This is a genomic window from Aquimarina macrocephali JAMB N27 (assembly GCF_000520995.1).
Classification (GTDB): Bacteria; Bacteroidota; Bacteroidia; order Flavobacteriales; family Flavobacteriaceae; genus Aquimarina; species Aquimarina macrocephali.
The window spans coordinates 1-20,974 of the sequence record NZ_JACA01000056.1; the positions used below are offsets into that span (position 1 = coordinate 1).

The 20,974-nt window shown below is 35.0% G+C and carries 15 protein-coding genes; 6 read left to right on the forward strand and 9 right to left on the reverse strand.

Going from position 1 to position 20,974, the window contains the following annotated elements; genetic code table 11:
* Both Z054_RS0124695 and Z054_RS0124700 read right to left on the reverse strand, forming a co-directional pair.
* A partial coding sequence (locus Z054_RS0124695) for a S8 family serine peptidase (RefSeq protein ID WP_024772692.1) occupies nucleotides 1–2,127 on the reverse strand: 2,127 nt, incomplete at its 3' end.
* Between the two features lie 759 nt (nucleotides 2,128–2,886).
* Nucleotides 2,887–3,729 (reverse strand): carbonic anhydrase, encoded by an 843-nt coding sequence (locus Z054_RS0124700; RefSeq protein WP_024772693.1) that lies wholly within the window; start codon nucleotides 3,727–3,729, stop codon nucleotides 2,887–2,889.
* A 345-nt stretch (nucleotides 3,730–4,074) separates the two neighbouring features.
* Here Z054_RS0124700 and Z054_RS0124710 point away from each other — a divergent pair, with 345 nt between their 5' ends.
* Entirely contained in the window at nucleotides 4,075–7,500 is a 3,426-nt protein-coding gene (locus tag Z054_RS0124710) for an amidohydrolase family protein (protein WP_024772694.1), read from the forward strand.
* A 984-nt stretch (nucleotides 7,501–8,484) separates the two neighbouring features.
* Here Z054_RS0124710 and Z054_RS0124715 read toward each other — a convergent pair.
* Nucleotides 8,485–9,351 (reverse strand): bile acid:sodium symporter family protein, encoded by an 867-nt coding sequence (locus Z054_RS0124715; protein ID WP_024772695.1) that lies wholly within the window; start codon nucleotides 9,349–9,351, stop codon nucleotides 8,485–8,487.
* Nucleotides 9,352–9,549: 198 nt separating this feature from the next.
* Between Z054_RS0124715 and Z054_RS31900 the strand changes: the two genes are divergently transcribed.
* The 5 genes from Z054_RS31900 (at nucleotide 9,550) to Z054_RS31910 (ending at nucleotide 12,188) form a co-directional block, all read left to right on the forward strand.
* Entirely contained in the window at nucleotides 9,550–9,702 is a 153-nt protein-coding gene (locus tag Z054_RS31900; RefSeq protein WP_161635336.1) for a hypothetical protein, read from the forward strand.
* 25 nt (nucleotides 9,703–9,727) lie between these two features.
* Nucleotides 9,728–9,898: a hypothetical protein gene (locus tag Z054_RS31905; RefSeq protein WP_161635337.1), complete on the forward strand. Its 171-nt coding sequence runs from the start codon at nucleotides 9,728–9,730 to the stop codon at nucleotides 9,896–9,898.
* Between the two features lie 203 nt (nucleotides 9,899–10,101).
* Entirely contained in the window at nucleotides 10,102–11,040 is a 939-nt protein-coding gene (locus tag Z054_RS0124730) for a hypothetical protein (protein ID WP_024772696.1), read from the forward strand.
* Between the two features lie 50 nt (nucleotides 11,041–11,090).
* Nucleotides 11,091–11,822, forward strand: coding sequence for a glycoside hydrolase family 25 protein (locus tag Z054_RS0124735; RefSeq protein ID WP_024772697.1), 732 nt, complete (start codon nucleotides 11,091–11,093; stop codon nucleotides 11,820–11,822).
* 213 nt (nucleotides 11,823–12,035) lie between these two features.
* Nucleotides 12,036–12,188, forward strand: a complete 153-nt coding sequence (locus Z054_RS31910) for a hypothetical protein (protein WP_161635338.1) — start codon at nucleotides 12,036–12,038, stop codon at nucleotides 12,186–12,188.
* A gap of 4 nt (nucleotides 12,189–12,192) precedes the next feature.
* Here the strand turns inward: Z054_RS31910 and Z054_RS0124745 are convergent, their stop codons facing one another.
* The 6 genes from Z054_RS0124745 to paaZ form a co-directional block, all read right to left on the reverse strand.
* Nucleotides 12,193–14,280 carry an alpha-ketoacid dehydrogenase subunit alpha/beta gene (locus Z054_RS0124745; protein WP_035093483.1) on the reverse strand — a complete coding sequence of 696 codons (2,088 nt, stop codon included), beginning with the start codon at nucleotides 14,278–14,280 and terminating at the stop codon, nucleotides 12,193–12,195.
* 162 nt (nucleotides 14,281–14,442) lie between these two features.
* The gene (locus Z054_RS0124750) at nucleotides 14,443–15,516 is read right to left on the reverse strand and encodes a branched-chain amino acid aminotransferase (protein ID WP_024772699.1); all 1,074 of its coding nucleotides are present in this window, start codon (nucleotides 15,514–15,516) and stop codon (nucleotides 14,443–14,445) included.
* Between the two features lie 82 nt (nucleotides 15,517–15,598).
* On the reverse strand, nucleotides 15,599–16,906 hold the full coding sequence (locus tag Z054_RS0124755) for a dihydrolipoamide acetyltransferase family protein (RefSeq protein ID WP_024772700.1): 1,308 nt from the start codon (nucleotides 16,904–16,906) through the stop codon (nucleotides 15,599–15,601).
* A 140-nt stretch (nucleotides 16,907–17,046) separates the two neighbouring features.
* A complete protein-coding gene (locus Z054_RS0124760) occupies nucleotides 17,047–17,643 on the reverse strand; it encodes an acyltransferase (protein WP_024772701.1) in 597 nt (198 codons plus the stop codon).
* Between the two features lie 28 nt (nucleotides 17,644–17,671).
* Nucleotides 17,672–18,424, reverse strand: coding sequence for an enoyl-CoA hydratase/isomerase family protein (locus tag Z054_RS0124765; RefSeq protein WP_024772702.1), 753 nt, complete (start codon nucleotides 18,422–18,424; stop codon nucleotides 17,672–17,674).
* Nucleotides 18,425–18,470: 46 nt separating this feature from the next.
* Nucleotides 18,471–20,972, reverse strand: a complete 2,502-nt coding sequence (gene paaZ / locus Z054_RS0124770) for a phenylacetic acid degradation bifunctional protein PaaZ (RefSeq protein WP_024772703.1) — start codon at nucleotides 20,970–20,972, stop codon at nucleotides 18,471–18,473.
* Between the last annotated feature and the right edge of the window lie 2 nt (nucleotides 20,973–20,974).

Here is a 20,974-nt window from a genome sequence, read left to right on the forward strand (position 1 = left end):
TACTGGAGTAGCTGTAGTAGTAATATTAGCAACATTACTGTTCCCTGATACATTACCCGCAGCATCTTTAGCTTTTACTGTAAAGCTATATGCTGTAGAAGCAGTAAGACCGGTAACATTAAAACTAGTGGTTGTCGATGTTCCTATACTACTACCGCCCTGAAATATCTCATATTCAGTAACGCCTACATTATCTGTAGAAGCAGTCCAGGATAAATCGGTTGTTGTTTGCGTTATATTCGCACTAGTTAATCCCGATGGTGTAGAAGGTGCTTGTGTATCCGGGATAGGTGTTAATGTAGTTACATTAACTACATTACTACTTCCAGATGCATTACCTGCAGCATCTTTCGCTTTTACCGTAAAACTATATCCAGTATTTGCTGTTAATCCATTTACACTAAAACTGGTGGTTACAGATGTACCAATACTTGCAGCTCCTTGAAATATCTCATATTCGGTAACTCCTACATTATCTGTCGATGCAGTCCAGGACAAATCTGTGCTGTTAGTAGTAGTATTAGAAGCAGTAAGGTTTGCTGGCACACTTGGAGCCTGTGTATCTGTACTAACAACTACACCATTAGCAATTAATGAAAAAGCCTGAGAACCATTAGTTAGTGTACCTTTATGAGTAACTGTAACTGTATATGTTCCGGCAGCTAAAACGGCATCTATCTTTTCGACATTATCTCTAAAATTATCGCCTTTTTGCGCAGCATCACTATAATTATTAAAGCTTCCATTAGGTACCATTACCCAGGGAGAATATGTAGTATTGTTACCAGTTATACGAACATCCAGGTCATTTACCAATACAGGTGTATTTCCTGAACCAATTGCTCCAGCAGGATCGTTCCATACGATAGTCAAAGCTAATGGTGTAGATCCGTCAGAAATGATAGTTCTGGTATATGTACTTCCATTATTTAATGTTAACTCATCCATAATAGATGTGTTACCATTATTACTGATAACCTGAGCAGCTCTTTCTGCATTAACCAGCCCCCATCCACTTGCAAAATCAGGACCATCATTGGCTCCCATTTCATCAGCAGTATCAATAATCAATCCTTTAGCTGTGGCAGCTCTCATGTAAACTCCGTTGATATTTTTATAGTGTTCCTGTAACAAAGCAATAGTACCTGCAGTTGCTGGAGTAGACATCGAAGTACCACTCTTACTACCATAATCTGTATCACTGGCATTATCAGAAGAATATACCGTAGTACCATTATTAGTAATATCTGGTTTAATTCTCCAATCATCAGAAGGGCCGTAAGAACTAGATGAAGACATACTTACAGAAGAAGGTCCTGTATAGTTTAGGATATCATTACAATTTCCGACAACCAGTAAATTCTTTGCCAGCTGGTTTGTTTTTACTACTCCATAATTATTCCCACTATTTCCTGCAGATTTACAATGCAGATAAAATGGAGCATTATGAGCAACTTCATCCATATCACGAGCAGTAGCGTCATAAACTCCCGCCGAACCACTTGGTGTATTTGAATTATTAGCCAAAATTCCTCCGGCAGCAGCAAATGAAGCCGCTTCTGTTACCATCCCAGAGGCTGTATAGTTTTTGACAGTTGCTCCAGAGGCCATTCCTCTGGCTGCTGGGTCGGTACCACTGGCGATTAATGTACCTCCTGTATGTGTTCCATGACTAGTAACAGATCCTCCATCACCTCCATTAGAAGCTCTGCCCCCAAATTCCTGATGAGTCGGCCTGGCATAACCACTTTCCCATACACCTATTTCAATGCCGGCACCAGTAAGATTAAGACCTGATGATCCTCCCGTCCAAATTTTGTTTGTACGTCCTGAAGCGGCAGCATCGACATTATCATCATAAGCATAAATGGGTTCTCCTTTTTCATTAAAAGAATAAAAAACTCCTAGCCGACCATCTATTGTGGTCTTTGTAAGAGGTACTTTTTGATTTGCAACTTTAGCCTTATTGGCATTGTTTATAGTATTAGATCTGCTAATAATCTTTTGTAGGGCTTGTAAATCGGTTTGTTTTTTAATATTCTCTCGGTCATTCTGATTTTGTGCGTTAACGAGTATCGAAAACAACAAAAAAGGAATAAGGAGGAATATACTCTTCCTTGATTTCATGTGTTGAGTTTTAATTAATTAAGATTGTGTGTTTAAAAAAATTAGTTTAAGATTTTAAAAGAGAAAAATCTTTTATGTCTAAAAAAGACATTGGGGTCGGGGAATAATAATCTTTGTCTTAATACTTGCATTTTTTTGAGTATTCATAGGTTTTAATTTGATTACTAATTAAAATGGTTGTGTCTATTTATTATGACGTATTAATCATGATCTCCCCCTAGTACATTATTTTTTAAAATGAAATAAAAGTTTTACTATCAAGAGATTATGAGCTAATACTATAGACTACACCTATTCTGAACGTAATTCATTATTTTTTCACAAATTGAATTCACTCTTTTATAAAAGTGCTATGTGTTCTTATAAAAATGTAGTGTGGTTTTGTCTTTTTCTACAAATAGAAATTTAAAACAGTAATAGAAGATATTATATAAGGTTAGAGATAAGGGTATTTTCCTGGTTCTCATGAGTTTGAGTAGATTTGCGGTTAATGATGCTTCAAAAATACTTTCTTATCATCATTCAAATTCTAGAATTAATCAATCTAAAACCTGATATTTATCAATTATTTTTTTGACAAATGCTTACTTACAAATTTGTATTTATGGACTTTATAATAGAATCTATTACATCAAAATACTATGATTCTATTATTTAATACTATCAAAAAACAACAAGAGCCGCCAAATGACAACTCTTGTTTTTCTCAAATTAACTCAATTGAAAAAAGGGTACTCCAAAATGTTTAAAAAATCAATTTCAGTTATTATTTGTACTAACAACCCTCCCGTTTAATGCTTGTACTGGCCTGAAGTTTTCATGCATGATAGTTTCAAACGAATGTAATTGCTCCTGAGAAGCTTCTACAGGGTTTTTCAAAACATACCAAGTTACAATCTCTGAACAAGGAGGTGTGGTTAAGGATCCGTTATATGTATAATAATTCATATCGGCAGGAAGTATATCCTCTACATTAAAGGTAAAACTGCTGTTATAATGACCTCCTCCATTTACAGGAAGATCATTCATAAAATTACTAAGCATTTCATTTTCTGCTCCTTCTTCGAAGAATATTCCGATTACTGCCAAATCTCCCGTAATAGGATCCTGATGAACAAGATGAGCTTCCATAGGAGATCGCACTCCATCAACGGTATGTTCACTACCTGTATGCAAGTGAAATTGTTTCAAAGTATAAGTAATACCGTTAATAGTAGATGTACTACCACTATTATAAATAAATTTAATAGTATGTCCATTGTTAACAATCTCGGTTGTACTTGATCCAAAACTAGTGGCAATATCTCCCAGGCCTTGATTTTCGATAGCAGAACTATCTTCAATATTGATTGGTGATTGTGTATTGCCTCCACAATCTGTCCAGGCTCCACTACAAAGAGAATCCCAAAATTCGGGTCCTTCGACACCTTCGTATTCAAAATGACAATCTGACGAACTTTTACGTCCGGTTAGATAATCTATAATCATTTCATCTTTGACATCTTGATTTAAATCCAGATTTTCTGTTTGCTCATTCTCACAAGAGATGATTACTGTTCCTATAGCCAAAACTAATAGGGTTTTTAACTTGTTTATTTTCATAATGTTGAGTTTGTATTATTAATGAGTCAAAAGTATTTATTAATACTATTTTAAACGCTTAGATACATCAACTCTAATTATGATACTTATCAGTTATTTATTTGACAAAAGTGATCTGTTTTCATGGTATAATCATTCCTTTTAGATCAGAATTTCTATGATTAAGGATAAATAATACAATTCGTATTTTTACTACTCTCAGAGAGTCTAACAAATCTTCTTCAATCTTTAAAAGCATATGTTATGTTTCACAAAAATTAAGTATTTAACACCTTGGTTAATAACAGAGTCCATCAATTTATTGTTTATATTTACTTCTCAAAAACAATTCAACATTCACAATCAATGAACTCACACATCACGCTAAGGGTTACTTCCCTACTGTTATTTTTATGTACTCTCACTACATTTTCTCAAAGTGCTAAAAAGGAAAAAGATTCAATCAAAAAAGCAACTAAGGAGCTTCCTTTAGAGCCCGAACGTACAATATCATTTACAACTGATCAAGGAACCTGGATTTCACTAGATGTAAGTCCAGATGGAAAAACTATTGTTTTTGATCTTATGGGTGATATTTATTCTATTCCTATTAATGGCGGTAAAGCAACGCAAATCACCAGTGGTATGGCATATGATGTACATCCCAGATATAGTCCCGACGGTAAGTCTTTGGTTTTTATCTCGGATAAAAGTGGTTCTGATAATATCTGGACTCTGGATCTTGCTACTCAAGAAGATAAACAAATTACTAAAGAAGAAAAGCATAATTTCTTTTCTGCAGAATGGACAACTGATGGAGAATATATTGTAGGTGGCAAAGGACGTAGAAATATTAAACTACATATTTATCATAAAGAAGGTGGCTCTGGAAGTCAATTGTTTGAAAAACCCAAAAACATCAAAGCTATTGATCCTGCTTTTAGTGCAGATGGTAAATTATTGTATTTCTCACAACGTAAAGGTTCCTGGGATTACAATGCACAATTACCACAATATCAAATAGGGACTTATGATATGGAAGATGGTGATATGGCAGTAGTAACTTCTAGATATGGTTCTGCTTTTACTCCTACTTTATCCAATGACGGTAACTGGTTAGTGTATGGTACTCGTTTTGAAGAAGAAACTGGTCTTGTATTACGAAACTTAAAAACTGGAAAAGAACGATGGTTAGCATACCCGGTTCAACGTGATGAGCAAGAATCGATTGCTCCTTTGGGAGTGTTACCAGCAATGTCATTCACTCCAGACAATAAGAGCCTAATTGTTTCTTATGGCGGAAAAATATATGCCGTTTCTGTAGAAAATAATACTGCCAAAGAAATCCCTTTTCAGGCAGATATAAATCTTGATTTAGGTCCAAAATTAGCTTTTAAATACCCAATAAAAGATACTGAAAATGTGCTGGTAACCCAGATTCGTGATGCCAAGCCCTCTCCAGATGGCTCTAAACTGGCGTTTACTGCACTGAATCGATTATATGTAATGAATTTACCCAATGGTACTCCCAAACGTTTAACCACAAATAAGTATACAGAAGCACAACCCACCTGGTCTCCCGATGGAAAATATATTGTATTCACTACCTGGAAACAAGGAGGAGGTCATTTATTTAAAGTAAGTCTCGATGGTCGTTCTGCACCTGTACAATTAACCAAACAACCAGGTATTTACACAAAACCCTCATGGTCTTATTCTTCAAATAGAATTGCATTTCATCGAGGAGTTGCTCAAACATATGATGATGCCATTGACCCATTTTCGAATAGAACCCAGGAAGATTTGGTATGGATACAGGCCAATGGAGGTGCTATCAATTTGATAGATAAAACAAAAGGAAGACAAAACCCTCATTTTACCAAAATAGATAATCGTATTTACCTAAGTAATAATGAAAAAGGATTGGTTTCTATTCGTTGGGATGGATCTGATGAAAAGCAGCATCTAAAATTAACCGGAATCACTACTCATGGTTCTCAGGATATCTTTGGTAAAGATCATCATGAAGGTAATCTTAGCAATTATATATCAAATGCCTTACCATCATCAGAAGAAGGATGGCGAGATAAAAGTAAAGCTTCTAAACCATCAGAAATACAAATTTCGCCAGATGGAAAAACAGCACTTGCATTAATCAATAATGATATCTATACTGTGCTTATTCCTCGATATGGTAAAACACCATCAGTTTCTGTAGCCAAAGTTAGTGGAGCTGCATTTCCGGCTATGAAATTAACAGTTATAGGTGGAGAGTTTCCTACCTGGTCCTCGAATAGTAAAAAAGTACATTGGTCTCTGGGGGCAAGTCATTTTAGATATGATTTAGAAGCAGGGAAAAAGTTTAATGATAGCATAGCTGCTGCCAAGAAAAAAGAAGAAGAACTTAAAGAAACAGAGAAAAAATCAGATACTACAAAAACAGACAAAAAAGAAGATAAAGAAAAAAAGAAAGATCCAAAATTTGAAGCTGAAGAATTCAAAATCAATGTAAACTATAAAAAGGATATACCCAAAGGAACTTTATTATTGCAAGGAGGGCGTATTGTTACCATGAAAGGGTACAATGTTATTAAAAAAGGAGATATTCTTATAGAAAATAATAGAATTAAAGCTATTGGTATTTCGGGGAGCTTAACAATTCCTGAAGATACCCATACCATTGATGTTTCTGGAAAAACATTAGTTCCCGGATTTGTTGATACTCATGCTCACATGTGGCCCAGTTGGGGTGTACATAAAAACCAGGTATGGATGTATTCTGCCAATCTGGCCTATGGCGTTACCACTACCAGAGATCCGCAAACCGGTACAACCGATGTTCTTACCTATGCCGATATGGTAGAGTCTGGTATGATTCATGGCCCACGTGTATATAGCACAGGTCCTGGAGTTGGGTTTTGGAAATATCAAATCGAAAGTCTGGATCATGCAAAAGATGTATTAAAACAGTATAGTGAGTATTATAATACTAAGAGTATCAAAATGTATTTGGTAGGTAATCGTAAACACCGACAGTGGATTATGATGGCTGCAAAAGAACTAAAACTAATGCCTACTACCGAAGGAGGGTTGGATTTTAAATTAAATATGACTCAACTCTTAGATGGCTATCCAGGCCATGAACATTCCTTACCTATTTACCCTATCTATAAAGATGTCGTAAAAACCATAGCTGATTCAAAAATGGCAGTAACACCTACTCTATTAGTATCCTATGGTGGGCCTTGGGCAGAAAATTATTATTACTCCCGTGAGAATGTTTGGGGTGATCAAAAAATACAATATTTCACACCATATAAAGAATTAGCACAAAAATCCAGAAGAAGACCAGGTTGGTTTATGGAAGAAGAACATGTGTTTAAAAAACATGCCGTATTTATGAAAGACCTGATAGAAGCAGGAGGCTTGGCCGGAATAGGAAGTCATGGACAATTACAGGGACTCGGGTTTCATTGGGAATTGTGGTCTGTGGGTAGTGGTGGAATGAAAAATCATGATGCCCTTAGGGTTGCCACCACACTCGGTGCAGAAGCATTAGGATTAGATACTGATTTGGGAAGTATTGAAATCGGAAAATTGGCAGATATTTTAATTTTATCAAAAAACCCATTAGAAAATATCAGAAACACAAATACACTAACTCATGTAATCAAAAACGGAAGGGTGTATAATGCCAATACATTGGATGAAGAGTGGCCAAAAAAACAAAAAGCAGAAATTTTTCATTGGCAAACCAAAAAGCCTAATGGATTGCCCGGAATTAAGAAGTAGGTATGTGAAAATAGAGTTAATTTCAATAAATATTTGGAAAACAACAGAGAAACTAGTAATATTTGCATAACAAAATGAGAAACAACAGACTACATATTAATCCTAAAACATTGTATAAACAATGTAAATATCGTTGGGTAATTATATTATCCCAACATAATAGGATGCTATGTAGTTATTTTTGATTTTTTTTGAAGTGATTTAAAACAAAGACTAAATATAACTCAAGCGTCCAAGAAATTGGACGCTTTTTTTGTTGAATCTTTTTGATGTAAAATGAAGCGAATACAGAAAATCTAGTCGAAATAATCCCCCTAAAGTGTAGAATATTATAAAGTAACAATACATTTTAATCTAATAAATTAAGTAATCTGAAAAAACTCAGCAAAAAAATTAAACATATGAATAGAAATTAATTAGCACATAAAAAATACCATTTGGAAAGTAAGCAACAGGGAGACAGACAATTACTGCAACTATCCAAAATCTGTTGAAAGACGGACAGGAATTCCTATGTTTCAAAATGACTACAACTAACTGATTATCAATAAAATAACTTGAATAAATATTTGCTTTTTAAAAAATTGTTTTGATCTTTGCATCGAAACAATTACGAACTTAGATTAATATCAATAGTACGTATTTAACTTAAAGAAATAAAAATGACACCTAGTAATTCACAACATATGTTAACCCGACTTTTTAATAAACAATGGAGGTATTGTTCTGGAGTGAACATAAAAGGTGTCTATTATATAGAAAAGATAATTATAAGAATATAACTTATAAACAAATCGAGATATAAAAAAGACGCCCTAATAAGGCGTCTTTTTTTATTGATATAGTTCATTGACATATTGAAGAAAACTAAATGTATTAGGTTCTAATACCAGAACCTCTATAGTATAGTATGTACTGTAGCACAATTGCTAGTGCATCCGACTGTCTCTTGGGTGTACATCCCGTCCTGCGGGATCAGTACTACTAATTTTTCTGGGTATTACTTTTCTTAATACCCAAATAGACAGCAACACCCCCTGTAAAAAACATTAATAAGCTATATACCGCCGGAGCAACTGCAAACGAAGTGTTTTTTAATAAAACAACAGCAATAGTTATTGCTAAAGTCCCATTTTGAATCCCCGACTCAATTGCAATTGAAATGGCTCTTTTATCTTTAATTCTAAATAATCTAGAAGAATAATATCCCACAATCATTGTAATAGCATTTAAACATAAAGCTACTACTCCTGCTTGTTGAAAATAAGACACAATATTATCTTTTTCCTTAATTGTGATACCCGCAATTACAAGTATGAGTACAATCCCAGAAGCTCGTCGAACAGGTTTAGCCATTTTTAAAGCAAATCGTTCATTATATTTTCTAATCAACATACCAATACCTACAGGAATAATGGTAATTACCAATATCTGAATAATGGTAGTCATCACATTCAATCTAATCATTTGTCCTTCTTCCAAAAAGTGAAGAAGTGCAAAATTTATAATAAAAGGTATAGTTAAAATAGTAATCAAACTACTTAATGCAGTAAGAGTAACAGATAATGCTATATCTCCTTTTGCCAAATGAGATATTAAATTAGAAGTAGGTCCTCCAGGGCATGCAGTTAAGATCATAATTCCAATTGCAATTTCGGGCTGTATCGGGAATAAGGATGCCAATGCAAATCCCAACACTGGTAAAATTAGTATTTGATTAGTCAACCCTAACAGTATTGCTTTAGGATATATAAATATTCTTTTAAAATCATCAACAACCAAAGACAATCCCATTCCAAGCATTATAATAATAAGAGATAAAGCTAAAATAATTGTTGATATACTATCCATGTTTTATAGTTCTAATTGAATAAGCAATATAGAAATTTTCGAAGGATATTCTGGTAAAACATCATGAGGAATACGGTATTCCTCAAGCATCTAATTGCCACCAATTTACAGATCATCTAATACAATGCACAATTAACATATACCTAAAAAACTGATAAGATAACCTTATCGGTTCTATTAACCTTTTAAACAACAATCATGAGAAATAATGTATCACAATGGTTTTTACATAAAACCAAAGAAACAGGAAAGTTCATTGTGAACTCTACAACAAAGAAACGAACAGAAAATTATGCAAATTCTTTTCAAAAAATTGACTCACGCGGATATGAATCATCACGAGGCACATAAATAACAATTCAAAAAAAGTAATATTATGAAAACACAACTTACCAATACTAAAGAAAAAAATATAAAAAGAAAAATCAATACACTAGTAACAAAATGGTTATCTAATTACATCACGGCCATGAGTAAAGCTTTATATCCTCCTGGCTCAGAAGGAATACAAAGTAAAAACGACAGACATAGAATTTTTTATAAGTGATAATAGTGCCCTGTTACGAATTGGAAGGTAACAGGGCTTTACTGAATGGTTTTAAGCATAGAAACTTTTATAAGAAGCCCCGATAAATAACAATCCTTGTAATACCAATACATTCATAATAATTACGTATAAATACCTATACTTTTTACTTCAAAAATTCTCTACCTTTAAACTACACAAAACGAACCAACTTCAATATTACTATGGATATCAACCAAACACTATCCAACCTTATTAAGAATGATAAAATCTGGGTTATCATTATCTCTTTGGTTATTATCATCTTGGGATTTAGTAACCTATTAGTGGATCCAGCTATTGATTTTTTATCTGATGTAAATGGGGATATGATGCTAGGCCTTGGTGTAGCCATGGAATTAAAAAGTATTACTACAGGTATTGACCATTCGGGTATTCTCTTAGTGGGGGGACTGGCAATAGAGCTTTCTGATATTTTTACACGGGCAATCAATTATTTAACCTTTGCCAACATTGTAATTGCTGTTCAAACCATATTGGTAAATATGGGTAAATCATTACTGTTTAAATTACTTCCTGTGTTTTTCCTTATAGGTATATTTTTTGAAAAATATAAAAAAGTAGCTTTGAAATTGCTTATTATAGCATTACTCATCAATCCGGGACTTTCTTTATACGTTAATGGAATACACTATGTATCTGATACTATGGAACTAGATCTTGGTTCTTCATTACATGAGCACCTTTCATCTATCAAAAATAAATATGAAGCAAAGAGAAAGCACATTAAATCAAAACAAGAAGCTCGAAAAGAAAGGCAATTAGAGAAAGCTAAAGAAAAAGGTCATAAAAAAATAGGTCTCTTTAAAAAAGTTGAAGATGCAGTTGTTGATAAAGTTGAAGATGTTAGTGTGGATGTAGGAGAAGGATTTTCTGAAGCTTTTGAAATTTTGAAAGAAGGTAAAAAAGAATTGATGAAACTTATTATAAATATGATTAGTAACCTCATTGTTCTTTTTCTTATTTTGCCACTATTATATTTTTATTTCATGAGTTTCTTACTTAAAAAGTTCTTTCATTTTTCTGCATTAAGTAAAATCAAAGAAACCCAAGAGGAAAATTTAAAAAAACTTGGCAAAGATTTTACCAATAGTTCACAGTAATCTAAAACTTTATACAATCAAATACTCTTAAGACTTAACCAATAGAATTCATGAAAAAAATTACTATTCAACTTTTTATATTATCGTTAATACTACTTTCTTGTGCAACAGACAAAAGCAATTTGTGCAATTCAGAAAATCAAAGACTCGAAACAGATCCTTCTATTTTAGGAATGGATGTTTCTCATTTTCAAGGTGACATCAAATGGGATGACATTAAGAAAGACGGTGTTAATTTTGTTTATATCAAAGCTTCTGAAGGTGATGATTTTAAAGATCCAAAATTTAAAACAAACAGAGCAGCTGCAAAAAGTAAATGTATCTACAGAGGTGCTTATCATTTTTATGAAACCGGCTACGATCCTACAAAGCAAGCTCAAAATTTTATAGCAGCAGTTGGTAAATTAGAACCGGGAGATTTACCTCCTGTTTTAGATCTGGAAGAATTAGGGATTAAAGCCCCTGTGACCAAAAAAGAGTACCAAAAAAACACTTTACTCTGGTTACAAATTGTAGAAAAAGAATGGGGAGTGGCCCCAATTATATATTCTAATTTTTATTTTGGAATTAAATACCTTGACCATCCCGATTTTGCTAAATATAAATTATGGATTGCCGAGTATACCAAAAAAACTCCAAAAGTTCCTAAAACTTGGAAAAATGAAGGCTGGATTATCTGGCAACGTACAGATCTTAAAGATTTAAAAGGAATCAAAGGTGACGTAGATTATGATCTATTTCATGGAGATGCTGAAGCGTTTAGAAAATTATTGAAAAAATAATGCATTTCATCACGAAAGTGATTTAGGTGATATCGATGCAGTAATAATTTTACACAACCTTATCATATCTCTTCAAGTAAAAAACACTTATTATTAATATCTTATACCATCATTAATTTATTGAATATAAACTCTTAAAACCTCCAAAAATGAAAAATATTTTAAATGTAAATGGGATAAAAAAACTAAGTAAAGAGCTTCAAAAATCTATTAGTGGATCCGGGCCTAATTGTTACCAAATGGGAGACCTATGTTGTCGAAATGGTTTTTGCGGCATTGGAGAATGCAACGGTAGATTCTGTATGTGGGGATAAAAAATATACCCTGGTTGCTTTAAATAAAAGTCACCAGGGTTATTACTATTAATTGCTTAATAATTTAATAATTCGTCTATCTTCTCTTTTACCTTTTCTGTAGAGGGAATCATGGTTTGCTCAAGTGTACTGTTTAAAGGAATAGCTGGCATATTTTCTGACCCAATTGTCATTACAGGAGCATCCAAATATCTAAAGCACTCTTCCTGGATTTTACCCGATAAAGCTCTTGCAAAAGAATTATTGGTTGGCTCTTCGGTTACAACAAGGCATTTCTTTGTTTTCTTTACCGATTCCATGATCGTTTCCTCGTCAAGAGGATATAATGTGCGTAAATCAATAACCTCAACTACTTCTTTCATATCCTTTGTAGCATTAAGAGCCCAATGTACTCCCATTCCGTAGGTTACGATAGTCATAGTCTCTTTTTCTTCCTGTGGCCATATACGTTGTACAGCATTAGCTTTTCCAAAAGGTAAAATATAATCTTCTGATGGTTCTATAGTTCTGGCGGCATCAGTTCCTTTTACCTTTGACCAATACAATCCTTTGTGTTCTAAAATAACTACAGGGTTTGGGTCGTGATATGCAGCTTTCATCAATCCTTTAAGATCTGCTCCATTACTTGGATATGCTATCTTAATACCTCGAATATTGGTTACTACAGATTCAACAGAAGAAGAATGATAAGGTCCTCCACTACCATATGCTCCAATCGGAACCCGAAGAATCATCGATACCGGCCATTTCCCATTAGACAAATAACATGATCTACTCACCTCTGTAAATAATTGGTTTAATCCAGGCCAGATATAATCGGCAAACTGTACTTCTACAATAGGTTTTAATCCAACTGCAGACATTCCCACGGTAGAGCCTACAATAAAGGCCTCCTGGATAGGAGTATTAAACACACGCTCATCTCCAAATTTTTGTGCCAGCGTAGCCGCTTCTCTAAATACACCTCCTAATCTTCCTCCTACATCCTGACCATATAGTAAACACTCTTTATGCTCTCTCATTAATTCTTCTACAGCAAACAGAGCGCAATCTACCATCACTACTTCTTCTTTATCTGCCGGAGATCGTTCTCCTTTCTCTTCTGTAATTGGTGTTGGTGCAAAATCATGAGTAAACAGATCTTCTGGTTTTGGATCTTCAGCCTTCATTGCTTCTTTCAAATCTTTGGCTACTACTGCTTTTGCTTCTGCTTCGATAGTCAACACTTCATCTTCTGTAAAACCAGATGAAAGTAATTGGTTTCTTAATACCGGATATGGATCACGAGAGCGAGCCTCTTCTAGATCATCACGATACCATTCCATTCGTACTCCCGAAGTATGATGATTTAATAACGGTACCCTAGCATGTACCAGAATCGGTCTTCTTTCTTCTCTAATCGTCTTGATTACTTCTTGTATCGCCAGGTAACTTTCGGTAAAATTAGCTCCATCAATAGAAATAGCTTCTAATCCATTAAATCCTGCTGCATATTCAAAAGCACTTTGCGCACGTGTTTCTTCTGCATTAGCCGAAATATCCCATCCGTTATCCTGTACCAAATACAAAATGGGTAATTGCTTTAAAGCAGCCATCTGAAAAGCTTCTGCAATCTCCCCTTCGGTTACCGAAGCATCCCCTAAAGAGCAAACTACCAGAGGTAGCTTTGTTACCTCACTCTTGCCAGAATCGTTTCCAGAAACATGATCTATCCCTACTAATTCTTTGTATTGCATCCCTAATGCTACTCCCGTTGCAGGTATTGCTTGCATTCCTGTTGCTGATGATTGGTGTGGGATTTTTGGTTTATCCTCATCACGTATACTAGGATGTGAATAATATGTTCTACCTCCAGAAAATGGATCATCTTTTTTAGCCAACAATTGCAACATCAAATCATAAGGTCGCATTCCGATTCCTAATAACATGGCATCATCACGATAATACGGAAACGCATAATCCTGAGGCAATAATTGCATTGCCGTAGCTATTTGGATTGCTTCATGCCCTCTTGAGGTTGCATGTACATATTTAGAAACAGTTTTGAAATTCTCTTCATACAACTCGGTCATCGACTTAGCCTTACAAAGTGTCATGAACGCTTTTTGTAATGCTTCTTTTGCTATGGTCTTTTCTGCTAACATTTTTTTTTATTTTTGAATTACTAATAATTGTAATTCCGAATTCTTCATTTATCAATCTCAGGTCAGGTTAAGTCAGTCGAAATCTTTTCTAAACCTCATGAGTAAAGCCATTTTTAAAGGCACTGTTCCAGATTTATTTAAGGGCTCAATATGACAAAACTTTTATCTTACTTTCTCTCTAACAGGTACGGGTATAATCCAACCATGTTTATCTTCTCTTTTCTGAATTTTAATCTCATCCAAAGTATCCTTCATATCCTGGCTTACAGGGTTTGTATCGGGTAATGTGATCAATTCTTCATTATATCCAATAGCTTCTACCATAGCAATAGCAACTGCTGTACCTGTCCCAAAAGCCTCTTCCAGTTTTCCTTCTTTCGAATACGCAATAACCTCATCGATCGTAATCGGGCGTTCTTCTACTTCAAAACATTTATCTTTTAGTAAAGTGATCACACTATCCCGTGTAATTCCTTTTAAAATAGATCCATTGGTTCTTGGAGTAATAAACTTGCCACCTACTTTAAAAAAGATATTCATCGTTCCTACTTCCTGGATATATTTATGTTCATTGGCATCCAGCCACAATACTTGGTCATATCCTTTGGCTTTGGCTTTTTCGGTAGGTAGAATTGCCGCTGCATAATTTCCTGCTGCTTTTGCTTCCCCTGTTCCTCCATCTGCTGCTCTTATATATTCGGTTTCAGCATATAATCTGATTTTTTTAGTAAAGAATGGACCTGCAGGAGAACAGATTACAATAAACTTATAACTTGATGCTGCTCGCATCCCGATAAAAGGTTCATCTGCATACATAAATGGGCGTAAATACAATGCACTTCCTTCTTGTGGTGGTATCCATCCATGCTCTATTCCTACAATTTGTTTTACTGCCTCTACAAAAAGTTCTTCGGGTACAGAAGGCATTCCCATTCTGGCCGCACTATGATTAAATCGTTTTGCATTTTCTTCTGGTCTAAATAACAACGGAGTATTATCATTACCTACTGTTGCTTTCATTCCTTCAAAAATTGCTTGCCCATAATGCAAAGCCATTGCTGCAGGATGCGTAGGAATTAATGCTAACGGTTCGATTCGTGGGTTTTGCCAAGCTCCATCTTCATAATCACAGATAAACATATGATCGGTAAAGGCTTTTCCCAAAGGAATATTATCAAAATCAATATCCTTTAATTTTGAATCTGAGGTTGTTGTAATTTTGATTTTTTGCTCCATTATTATTGTTTTGGGCACATCCCAGTGGGTCGGGCTATTCGCGCTACATGGTAGCCAGCTTCTATCCCTTGTGCATTTATTATTATATTTCTCTATTTATATCAAAAGCTTCCAATTCATCACCTACTTTACGTAAAAATGATCCTCCTAAAAACCCATCTACTACTCTATGATCAAAAGACAAGGATAAATACATCATACTTCTAATTGCAATTTCGTCTCCTTTTTCTGTAGTAATTACTTCGGGTCTTTTCTTAATAATCCCTAAAGCAAGAATAGCAACTTCGGGTTGATTAATAATTGGTGTTCCCATCAAACTTCCAAAGGTTCCTACATTAGAAATAGTAAAAGTACTTCCCTGTATTTCGTCTGGTTTTAAGGCATTATTTCTTGCACTATTAGCCAGGTGGTTTACACGTTTAGCTAATCCAAGTAAGTTTTTCTCATCAGCATTTTTAACTACCGGAACGATCAAGTTACCATTAGGCAGTGCAGTTGCCATACCAACATTAATATCGTTATGTACCACAATCTTCTTGTCATCTACAGAAACATTAATCATCGGGTATTCCTGAATTGCCTTAGCAACGGCTTCTACAAAAATTGGAGTGAATGTTAATTTCTCCCCATGTTTTTCCTTAAACTTTACCTTTACTTCATTTCTCCAATTCACAATATTAGTTACATCAACTTCAATATAACTGGTTACGTGAGGTGAGGTATGTTTAGAATACACCATATGATCTGCGATCATTTTTCGCATACGATCCATTTCTACAATACGATCTTTTCCTTCTACAAAAGAGATTGGAGGTGCATTGTAAGTTGATTTTGGTGCTTGTGGTTGTGGTCTGCTTGGTAAAGGATATTTTCTATTTTTTAGATAAAGCATCACATCACTCTTACGTATACGACCATCTACTCCTGTACCTGCAATACTTTGTAGTTCTTCTACGGTTATATTTTCTTTTTGAGCAATACTAATGATCAAAGGAGATAAGAAACCATCATTTTCTCCTGTGTTTAAAGTTTTGAACTCAGAATTATTTGCTTTTCTTGATTCAGAATTAGCCAATGGTTCCTGAATTTTTTGTGATTTTCCAATCGTTTTTGACTTTTCAGATTTTTGGCTCAGTGTTACAGATTTTGCATTTGCATCAATTACGGCAATTACCTGTCCTATTTCTACTACTTCATTAGGTTGGTAACGTATTTCTGTAATCACTCCATTACAAGGAGAAGGAACCTCAGAATCTACTTTATCTGTAGCTACTTCTAAAATCGTCTCATCCTCTTCTACCGTATCACCTACATTCTTTAACCAGTTAAGAATGGTAGCCTCTGATATACTTTCACCCATTTTGGGCATTTTTAATTCTACTGTCGACATCTTGGTTAACTAATGTTTGTTAGTTTATTATTTGTAATATATTAATTTTATTCGTTTATGCTACATTTAACTTGTCGAAGACTTTTTTATATCCTTCATTGATTATATTTCAACAAGCTTGGTGTAACATTCGTAATTATCTATTTTTGCTTAAACTCTTCCAGCGTTTTATAAAATGCTTCTTGTTTAGTTCTATCTTTCGGAACCTCTCTTAAAGGTTCTACTTCTTTAAGTGACTCATAACAATCTGCTGGTAATTGTTGATACAACTTTGTTCCTTTTGTTTTCCAGGCTATCATTTCATCACTCACTTCTTTAATTACCTTCGCTGGATTACCAACAATCAAACTTCGTTTTAGAAAAACTGCATTTGCTTTCACAAAAGACATTGCCCCCACTATACATTCATCTCCAATTTCTGCATCATCCATAATCACAGTATTCATCCCAATTAGGCAGTTACGTCCCAAATTTGCTCCATGAATCACTGCTCCGTGTCCTACATGTGCACTTTCTTTAAGCACAATAGATTTACCCGGAAACATATGTACCGTACAATTTTCTTGGACATTAACTCCATCTTCAAGGATAATCTCTCCCCAATCTCCACGTATCGCGGCTCCTGGTCCGATGTAACAGTTTTTACCAATAATAACATTACCGGTTACTGCTGCTAACGGATGCACAAAACTACTTTCGTGTACTACGGGTATATATCCTTTAAAGCTGTATATCATAACTTAATCCTGCGTAGGCAGGAATTTATTATTTAAATCGTTTCAATGTTTCTTTTGTAAAGTCACTTAGGACCAATCTTCCGCTAATTACGGCTCTATCTGCCAAAAGTGTATCCCAATCCTCTGTTCCTTTCCAAAATGCTTGTTTCATATCCTTCATTGCCTCTGGATTGTAGGTACATAAATGTTCTGCAAAAGCTTTTACTTCAGCATCTAATGTTTCTATATCTTCAAAAACTTTGGTAAATAACCCTTTATCTCTAGCCCACTCTGCATCATAAAATGAATTGGCATCAATCGCTATCTGCGTCATCGCAGACAATCCAATTTTACGTTCTACCGCAGGTCCTACTACAAATGGTCCTATTCCTACATTAAGTTCACTTAATTTTATGGATGCATATTTTGTCGCCATACAATAGTCGGTTGCAGAAGCTAATCCAACTCCACCACCAACAGTTTTTCCTTGTACTCGCCCAATAACAAATTTTGGACATTTACGCATAGCATTGATCACATTAGCAAAACCAGAGAAAAATACTTTTCCGGTTTCGGCATCATTAATATTGATCAATTCTTTAAAACTGGCTCCGGCACAAAACGTTCTGTCTCTTCCACTTTTTAATACAATTACCTTGATGTCATCATTATTACCAGCATCAGTAATTGTTTGAGCAAGCTTAGCCAAAATATCTCCTGGTAAAGAGTTATGAGCAGGATGAAAAAACTCAATGGTTCCTACCTGATTTTCTATGTTTATGTTTACGTATGGTTGTGTCAACTTAAATTTTAAATTTTATGGTTTATATTTTCTTTTCTAAAACTTCTTAATCCAACAAATTAAATTGATCAAAATGATGGTTTAAATGTTTTCTTTCTAACAGATACCATTCATATTTGTTCAACTCTCCGAAAACAATATTTTTTAGTATTGCATCTGGGTTTTCCTTAAAATATGTTTTATACACTTCTCTTGCTTCGTTCAGCTTTGTTACAGCTGTTTCAAGATCAGGATGCTTTAGCTCTTCTAACTCTCCTTTTTTAAGCAATGGAAAGTCTGTGTTTTTAGGAAAAGCTTCATAATTATATAAACTATTATGTACTTTATCCAGAATCTTCTCTGGCGTTGCAATCTCGAAATCCTGAATTTCTCCAGAAGCAATTTTGTATGTATACTCCAGATGTTCAACCATATGCTGGGGTGTCATGATTCCCCATTTTGGTTTAGCATCTGTGGTTAGCTTATGTAAACATTCCTTAATTTTTGCTTCAGTCATTTCTACAAGAGAGGTTTGTTTTTTCTGCACCATCGTTAAAATGGTAGCAATAGCTACTAACTCGTCTTCAGTATCAAAAACCTCTACAAACCATTTTACAATTCCGCTAGGGTGCTCTGCACTTGCAACATCACGATCTACTTTTTCTTTACAGGTTAGTCTAACATATACTGTGTCATTATGATAGATCGGTCTTAAAAATCTACATTCTTCTAATCCATAATTCGCTGCTACCGGACCTTTATTAGGATACACAAACAAACCTGCAGCTGCTGCAAGGATAAAATATCCGTGGGCGGTACGTTTTTCAAAAATACTTCCTTCTAAAGATGTGATATCGGTATGGGCATAGAAATGATCCCAGGTAAGATTTGCAAAACCAATGATATCTGTATCGGTTATAGTACGCTTATGAGTTTTTAGTGACATCCCCGGCTCAATATCCTCCCAATGATACGAGAACGGATGATTCTCTGATTCTTTATATGCAGAATTAGCTTGATATATACCTGTTACTTCTGTAAGTGTGGTTGGTGTTCCCTGGATGGCACAACGTTGCATAAAATGCTTGATTCCTCGTATTCCCCCCATTTCTTCGCCACCACCGGCACGTCCTGGGCCTCCATGTGTAAGCAATGGTAGCGGCGAACCATGACCAGTGCTCTGTTTTGCATTTTCTCGATTACCAACTAGGATACGACCATGATGAGAAGCTGCTTCTACTATATATTCTTTGGCTATTTTATCATCGTATGTAAAAATAGAAGATACCAATGATCCTTTACCCATTTGAGATAATGTAATAGCATCTTCAAGAGTATCATAAGGCATAATGGTTGCAACCGGGCCGAATGCTTCAATAGTGTGAGCGTTTGTATTTTTGAATGGATGATCTTCTCTCATCAAAATCGGACTCACGAATGCTCCTTTTTGAGCATCAGCTCCAACTGTTTCAAGTTTATCTAAATCACCATATACCATCTGAGCAGTTTTGGCTATTTCGGAGATATTATTCTTAAAACTTTCTACTTGTTGTTGACTTGCCAAAGCCCCCATTCGTACTTCTTTCAATCTTGGATCTCCAACAGTAACTTTATCTAACTGTTGACCTAAAGCAATCTGCACATCTTCGATAAGATCAGAAGGTACTATAATTCTACGTATGGCGGTACATTTCTGACCGCATTTTACAGTCATTTCTTTTCTAACTTCTTTGATAAATAAGTCAAACTCTGGTGTACCCGGTACAGCATCTTTTCCTAGCACCGAAGCATTTAATGAATCTGCTTCCATAGTAAAAGGAACAGATTCTTCTACTAATCTTGGATGCGCTTTCAGCATTCTTCCTGTATGTGCAGAACCTGTAAAAGTTACTACATCCTGAGATTCTACTGTATCCAGAATCGTTTTGGTCATTCCGCTAAGAAGCTGCAATGCTCCTACTGGTAGTATTCCTGAATCTATAATTACTCGCACTACTGCTTCAGTTAAATATGCGGTTTGTGGTCCTGGCAGTACTACTGCAGGAACTCCTGCCATCCAATTAACAGCACATTTCTCCAGCATTCCCCAAATAGGAAAATTAAAAGCGTTGATATGTACTGCTACCCCTCTTTTAGGCACCAAAATATGATGTGCCATAAATCGTCCGCCTTTAGACAAATCTATAGGATCTCCTTCTACATGATAAGGTTGATTAGGGAATAGTTTTCGTAATGATGCGTTGGCAAAAAGATTACCAAAACCTCCTTCGATATCGATCCAACTATCTACTCGGGTTGCTCCCGTACGGTAACTTAGTTCATAAAATTCTTCTTTACGTTTGGTAAGATATAATGCTAGTTTTTTAAGCATATTACCACGTTGTTGAAAAGTCATTTTTCGAAGAATTTCTCCTCCTTTGGTTCTTCCGTATTGTAATACCTCGGGGATATCTAATCCTTCTGTTGAAGACATACCGATAACTTCACCTGTTACGGCATCGTGCATTACGATTCCATCTCCAGAACCCGAAGTCCATTTTCCGTTTATGTAGCTTTCTAGTTTTTTCATAA